This is a genomic window from Hespellia stercorisuis DSM 15480 (assembly GCF_900142165.1).
GTDB lineage: Bacteria > Bacillota > Clostridia > Lachnospirales > Lachnospiraceae > Hespellia > Hespellia stercorisuis.
The window spans coordinates 21,679-27,813 of the sequence record NZ_FQZY01000057.1 but is presented as its reverse complement, the minus strand read 5'-3'; the positions used below and the strand labels follow the sequence as shown (position 1 = coordinate 27,813).

Genomic DNA, 6,135 nt, shown 5'->3' with positions numbered 1-6,135 from the left:
CATTCAGACCACCTTCTTCCTTGTGTTTTATGTCTCCATTGTACTAAAAACTCAGGAAAAAAGCGAATTCACATAGATTCACCTATGGTGAAAATGACTGTGGATAAGTAATGTTTTTCAATGTTCAGTTGTTGTTAAATATATTCAAAAGCCATAGAATTTGGCTTTGAATCAGAGTTATTTGAAAGATTGAAAGAGTAATCCACAATGAATTAAATTATTCAATCACAAACAATTGGTTATCCACCAATTACCGAAATAATATCGCAAAACAGGTTTTAAAAATTCTCTGTTTTGTACAAAAATTAATTAGTTCCCCAAGGGGGTTCTGAACAGTTACTAAAAAGCAATAAATAAATTGAAGAAATGTTAGGGTCGGGTAGTTTCAACCACCCACAGTCGCTTAGAAATAGCCAATTAGGGTCGGCGACAAACAACCAAACATAGTCAGCTAGAAAAAGCCATTGTATTTTCCATTTCGTGGTCTAAACTGATATATGCCAGTACATCAGTAGAAATCACAATGGGAGAAAAACACAATGACTTAACTGAAATAATAGCACAAACGCTCAATGAAATGAAGAAGGAACAGGGTGAAAAGTTCGATCTTGAAAAAATCAATCTAGCTGAGTTGGAACGACGAACCGGAATCACCCGTGCAAAGCTTCGTAGATTGAAATCTACAGGCTTTGTAGATCAGCCACATGCACTTACCGGAAGAAAAGCAGAATCAACTCTTTTAACTGGATTCACAGGTATTATTGATGACCTGCTTCAAAAAGGTATCACGAATTCTGCAGTATGCTTTGATCGTATCAAGGAAAATGGCTTTAAAGGTGGTCTGACAATAGTAAAAAATTATATTTCTAATCACAAGGATCTTGTTCCACCTAAAAGACAGCTTGTTGCACCACAGGGAAGCCGTGGTCAACGCTACCACACCAACCCTGGTGAATCTTATCAGATGGACTGGGGATTTGTAACGGTAGAAACAGCAACCGGTGGTACCTTTAAAGTGGCTTGCTTCGCCATGATCTGTCACTGTTGTGGGCAACGTTATATTGAATTCTTTCCCAATGCCAAACAGGAAAATCTTTTTATTGGAATGATTCATGCTTTTCTGTATATGGGAATCCCTGATTACATCCTGACAGACAACTGCTAATGTTAAGCTTTACATTATAGATTTAATGTAAAGAAACTGTTAATGTAAAGTAAAATAATAAAACATTAAAAACTCGCTTATTTTTGCTTCTCGACTTTACATTAATAGATCATAATGGGATCAATCATAAGAAAGGAGAAATTACTATGATTGATTCCAGTTATAATGATACTCTATACGATGCAATTCAGCAGTTCCGAGAACACATCACGCAAAACTATGGGGCTGACTCCATAGTTGCTAAAAGCTACATCCGGATTGCTGATGGGTTTCAACGGTATGTAAATGATAAGGATCCTTCGCCACCGCCGGAGCTTGCTATTCAAGAATACTATAGCCTGACTGTTGGAGTACCGCCGTTTGAAGCACCGCTATCAAAATCAAAAGAAAGATGCGCAAGGTCTATACGCATGATCCAAGATTTCTTTCATAACGAAGTTCCCAAACGCAGGTATGTTAGCCACTCGATTAAATGTCCTGCATCATATCAAGATATACTTGACAGATATGAAACAGTTATGAAGGAAGACCAAAAAAGTAATGGAACTATTCGTACCCGCTCCGGACGTATGAAAACATTCTTTGTTTTCTTGGCTGTCAAGGGATGTGTTGCCATAGAAAACATTACACCAGAGTTATTTTCTGATTACGTTGCTTCGCTCAGTGATAGGTACTCATCCCAAGGAAAGGCTTCTCTTTTATACACGCTCAGGAACTTTTTCTCCTATGATGAGTTCTCTGAGATGTTAACATTCGATCCGGGTTCTTTTTTGACAGGGATTCATTCCCGGAAGCATGAAAGGTTGCCTTCCTTCTACACTGTAGAAGAAGTGAAACGTATTCTGAACGCGGTTAATAGAAATACTCTTTGGGGTAAAACTGTCTACCTTATGATACTACTTGCATGTGTGTATGGCCTACGATCCAGTGATATTAAGGCTCTGACTTTTGATGATGTCGACTGGGAGGGACGAACTATAACAGTCACACAATTCAAGACACATAGAGAAGTATCCCTTCCTATTATTGATGAAGTACTGTTTGCGCTACTTGACTATATCAAAAATGCACGCCCAAGAGTAGATAACCCACAAATATTCATCCGACTAAGAAAACCGCATATTCCATACTCAATGGATGACCATTTTGGAGATAAGATTTATCCTTACTTCAAGATTGCAGGTGTTGATACAAAAGGAAAGCATCATGGTCTGCACTCGCTCAGACATAGTCTGGCTACAACTCTTTTTGAGTCAGGAACTCCGGTAAATGAGATTGCCGTAATCCTCGGGCACACATCCGCAGCATCCACAAAGACGTACGTCTGGTCTGATATTGAACACCTCAAAATAGCAGCATTGGAGGTGCCAGAAAAATGATCAGTGATAAGGAATTTCTTAAATTTGAAGAAGGTTTCTTCAAACCGTACTTCGAAAAATTCATAGAGTTTAAGCGTGGAAAAGGCGAAAAGGTTGCCAATTCGACATTAATCCGTTTAAGGAAACTGAATAATTCACTTAATAGGTATCAGACACATCATGTATCTGAGCAGATGATACAAGAATTATTGGCTCCACACGATGAATTAAGTGAAATCGAACGCCAATACATGACATCAAGCCTTCGGCAATTTTGCTCTTTCCTAGTGCTTTTCGGAGTTGATGCGGCCGTTGTTCCATCAAAATATATGCGAACGGTAAGATGTGAATTCCGCCCATATATTTTCAGCGATGAGGAATTACAGCGTTTAGTCAATGCGGCTGATACACTTCCACCAGCAAGGAGATCCAAGGTACATCAGCAGATCTATCCGATACTTGTAAGAATTCTCATTGGTACCGGGATGCGTATTGGAGAAGTTCTAGCTCTGACAAGAGAAGATGTTGATCTCTCAAACGGAGTAATTAAGGTAATCAATGGAAAAAACGGAGTTTCCAGATACATCCCCGTATCTAACAGCTTGAAAATGGTTCTTAGCCGCTATGCTAAAACCATCGATATGGCTGACGATGATAAGCCGTTTTTCACTTCCTCCTATACTGGCAGTCATCTTACATATGACGCTATGAAATATATGTTTCCCAAGATGTTTAGAACAGCGAATATCTACATGGTAGATGGAAAGACACCAAATATCCATTCTATCCGGCACACTTTCTGCACCAAAAGTTTGGAAAAAATGTTGAACAGTGGGATGAATATCTATACCGCTATACCAATACTTGCCGCATATGTTGGCCATGTGAATTACATGGATACGGAAAAGTACATCCATTTCACGGAACAGGGACATAACGATTTCGTCAAGCAGGAATCCTTCCTGGGGAATTTATTCCCGGAGGTGGCCAATGAATGAAAACTTCTCCTTTTATGTCCAGCGTTATTTTATGTCGTACTTAATGAAACAACATAATTACGGTTCAAACACCATTTCATCATACCGCGACACCTTCAGGCTGTTTCTTAAATTCATGGCCGAATCCCATACGGATATATCAAAGATAGAAATCGAGGAAGTTAGCTATGACATAGTACTAAAATTCCTTGCATGGTTGGCAGATATCAGAAAAAATGGTGTATCTACAAAAAATGTAAGGCTGGCGCATATAAAATCATTCTTTCGATATGTGTTGATGACCGCACCGGAGTATTCTGAGCAATGCCGGAAGATACTGAATATCCCATTTGGAAAAGAGGATAAAAAACCTCCTGCGTGTATGTCCACTAATGCTATAAAACAGCTACTGGCTTCAATTGACTCATCGTCGGATGAAGGGCTACGCCATTTAGCACTTTTATCACTTATATACGATTCTGCCTGTAGAGTCCAAGAGATCATTACTCTCAATGTCGTTGACTTTCATGCCGGTCAGTGCTGCAGGATATATGTCCATGGCAAGGGAAACAAATATCGCTCTATTCCCTTGCTAAGTGAAACGGAAAAAATCGTATCCGTATATATCAAGCATTTTCACCTTACGTCAGACTCACCACTATTTTGTAATAAAAAAGGGGAACGCTTAACTCGGCAGGGCATCCGGTATATACTGCAAAAATATTCTAAAATGGCAAACGAATCTACACCAGGTATTATCGATGGAGCCGTATCTCCACATTGGCTTCGTCATAGTAAGGCCACACACCTTGTGGAAAGAGGAGTGAACTTATACAATGTTCGGGACTTCCTCGGTCATGAGTCCATAGCGACCACACAGATTTATTTAACCACGAATCCAGATGTCACCAGAAAGGCAATAGAATCAGTAGCAGAGAAAACAGTCCCTGAAAGTCTAGGGTATTTTTCTCAAGATGAACGGAATGATCTGCTTTCCTTCTTGGATTCTTTAGGATAGTATCAAACGTTAATGTAAAGTCGACATACATACAATGCAAGCCATGACTTCATTGAAACGTCTGACTTTACATTAACATGTCCTTTACATTAAACATGAAAAGCGTTGTAATCAGACGTGATGATGAAGGACATCCAATCTGGCAGAAGGATTATGAACTCTTTATGGGCAATATCGGCTTTGAAACAAAGCGGTGTAAGCCAAGACATCCATTTACCAAAGGTGCCGTAGAGCGTCTGGTACGATTTGTAAAAGATAACTTCCTGCCAGGTCGTGTCTTTACCGAAATCACTGATCTGAATTATGAAGCCATCAGATGGTGCAACGCACAGAATAACTGCTACCACAGAGCCGTTGACTGTATTCCGAATGAGAAGCATTCACAGCAATGCATGAAGCATGCATGTACACTTGATGAAACAATTGAATTATCTTATTATCTGTGTCCAGAAAGAAAAATTTCTTTTGACGGATTTGTAAACTATGAAGGACGTCGATTTGGTGTTCCTTATTGGTATACAGAGAAAGCCTGCCGTGTAAAAAGAGATGGATATATCCTTTATGTCTACGATAGCAGAATGACTAAGGTACTTACTACACATGATGTTACATGGAGTCGTCGTGACAGTTTCTGTAAAGATCAATATGCGGTAGAACAGCCCGAAGAACTTCCAACTGCACCGATAAAAGTACATATCCAGCAGCTCGATCCGCCTCCGTATGACTCTGGTTTTAGCAGATTTAACTTTGAGGAGGGCCTGTGGGATGAATGATTCTATCTTTGAGCAGATCCAAGATTCTGCGAAATATTTAAGCCTTGATCTTTGCGCACAGGAAATGGCTCAGTTTGCCATGGAACAGCAGATGAATGATGAAAGTATTCAGGCCATAGCTGAGACTCTTGCTTATTTAAAGCAAAAGAAAAGTGAAAGCATTATCTCAACACTCCTTCGGCTAAGCCGTCTGCCATTAAAAGAGCCAAAAACATTTGAAGGATTTGATTTTGATCAGCTTCATGGAAAACAGGTTGAAACGTTAAAGAGCCTTGCTTCATTGTCAGCACTCTATGCACATAAAAATCTCGCCTTTATCGGACCACAGGGCGTTGGTAAGACGCATCTTGCGATGGCCTATGGCTGCCAGTGCTGTGAGCTTGGTTTAAAGGCATACTTTCTCAAAGCAACAGAATTGAACCAACGGCTGACAGATGCCCGTAAATATGGCAGGGAAAGCTCCACTATCAACGGCTTGGTGAAACCATCCTGTCTTATTATAGATGAAGTTGGACGATGTGTGTTTGATAAAGAAAACACGAGAATGTTCTTCGATGTCATTGACCGCAGATACAACAAAGAAGGTCCAAACACCATGATCTTTACCAGCAACAAAGGTCCTGATAAGTGGGGAGAATTCTTCAATGAGGATTCGTCACTGCTATGTGCTTTGGATCGCATTTTTGATGATGCTACCGTATTTATGATCAAAGGAAACAGCTACCGTGGTCGTAACTGTGAAACCATAGCAATATCTGCTGGGGAACCATCAGCATTACCAAAAGCAAAGAATTAAAGAAAGGAAAAGCTGGTGTACTGGCTTTTTCTGTCCGGCTGGAATTGG

Annotated in this window: 6 protein-coding genes; all 6 read left to right on the top strand. The window is 39.9% G+C overall.

What is annotated here, in order from left to right; genetic code table 11:
- Positions 1–523: 523 nt before the first annotated feature.
- The 6 genes from BUB85_RS21795 (at position 524) to BUB85_RS15825 (ending at position 6,087) form a co-directional block, all read left to right on the top strand.
- The gene (locus BUB85_RS21795; RefSeq protein ID WP_073112279.1) at positions 524–1,165 is read left to right on the top strand and encodes a hypothetical protein; all 642 of its coding nucleotides are present in this window, start codon (positions 524–526) and stop codon (positions 1,163–1,165) included.
- Positions 1,166–1,311: 146 nt separating this feature from the next.
- Positions 1,312–2,544 carry a tyrosine-type recombinase/integrase gene (locus BUB85_RS15845; protein WP_073112277.1) on the top strand — a complete coding sequence of 411 codons (1,233 nt, stop codon included), beginning with the start codon at positions 1,312–1,314 and terminating at the stop codon, positions 2,542–2,544.
- Complete coding sequence (locus BUB85_RS15840; RefSeq protein ID WP_073112275.1) at positions 2,541–3,521, top strand: tyrosine-type recombinase/integrase; 981 nt, start codon at positions 2,541–2,543, stop codon at positions 3,519–3,521. Before BUB85_RS15845 ends, BUB85_RS15840 begins: the two co-directional genes overlap by 4 nt.
- On the top strand, positions 3,514–4,518 hold the full coding sequence (locus tag BUB85_RS15835) for a tyrosine-type recombinase/integrase (protein ID WP_073112273.1): 1,005 nt from the start codon (positions 3,514–3,516) through the stop codon (positions 4,516–4,518). The genes BUB85_RS15840 and BUB85_RS15835 overlap by 8 nt, the downstream gene beginning before the upstream one ends.
- A gap of 77 nt (positions 4,519–4,595) precedes the next feature.
- On the top strand, positions 4,596–5,291 hold the full coding sequence (locus tag BUB85_RS15830) for a transposase (RefSeq protein ID WP_073112271.1): 696 nt from the start codon (positions 4,596–4,598) through the stop codon (positions 5,289–5,291).
- Complete coding sequence (locus BUB85_RS15825) at positions 5,284–6,087, top strand: ATP-binding protein (protein WP_200803584.1); 804 nt, start codon at positions 5,284–5,286, stop codon at positions 6,085–6,087. Before BUB85_RS15830 ends, BUB85_RS15825 begins: the two co-directional genes overlap by 8 nt.
- Positions 6,088–6,135: the final 48 nt, after the last annotated feature.

Bases quoted from the DNA above. Each gene is read 5' to 3' on its own strand.
- BUB85_RS21795 (WP_073112279.1), top strand. From the start codon at position 524: ATGGGAGAAAAACACAATGACTTAACTGAAATAATAGCACAAACGCTC.
- BUB85_RS15845 (WP_073112277.1), top strand. From the start codon at position 1,312: ATGATTGATTCCAGTTATAATGATACTCTATACGATGCAATTCAGCAG.
- BUB85_RS15840 (WP_073112275.1), top strand. From the start codon at position 2,541: ATGATCAGTGATAAGGAATTTCTTAAATTTGAAGAAGGTTTCTTCAAA.
- BUB85_RS15835 (WP_073112273.1), top strand. From the start codon at position 3,514: ATGAATGAAAACTTCTCCTTTTATGTCCAGCGTTATTTTATGTCGTAC.
- BUB85_RS15830 (WP_073112271.1), top strand. From the start codon at position 4,596: ATGTCCTTTACATTAAACATGAAAAGCGTTGTAATCAGACGTGATGAT.
- BUB85_RS15825 (WP_200803584.1), top strand. From the start codon at position 5,284: ATGAATGATTCTATCTTTGAGCAGATCCAAGATTCTGCGAAATATTTA.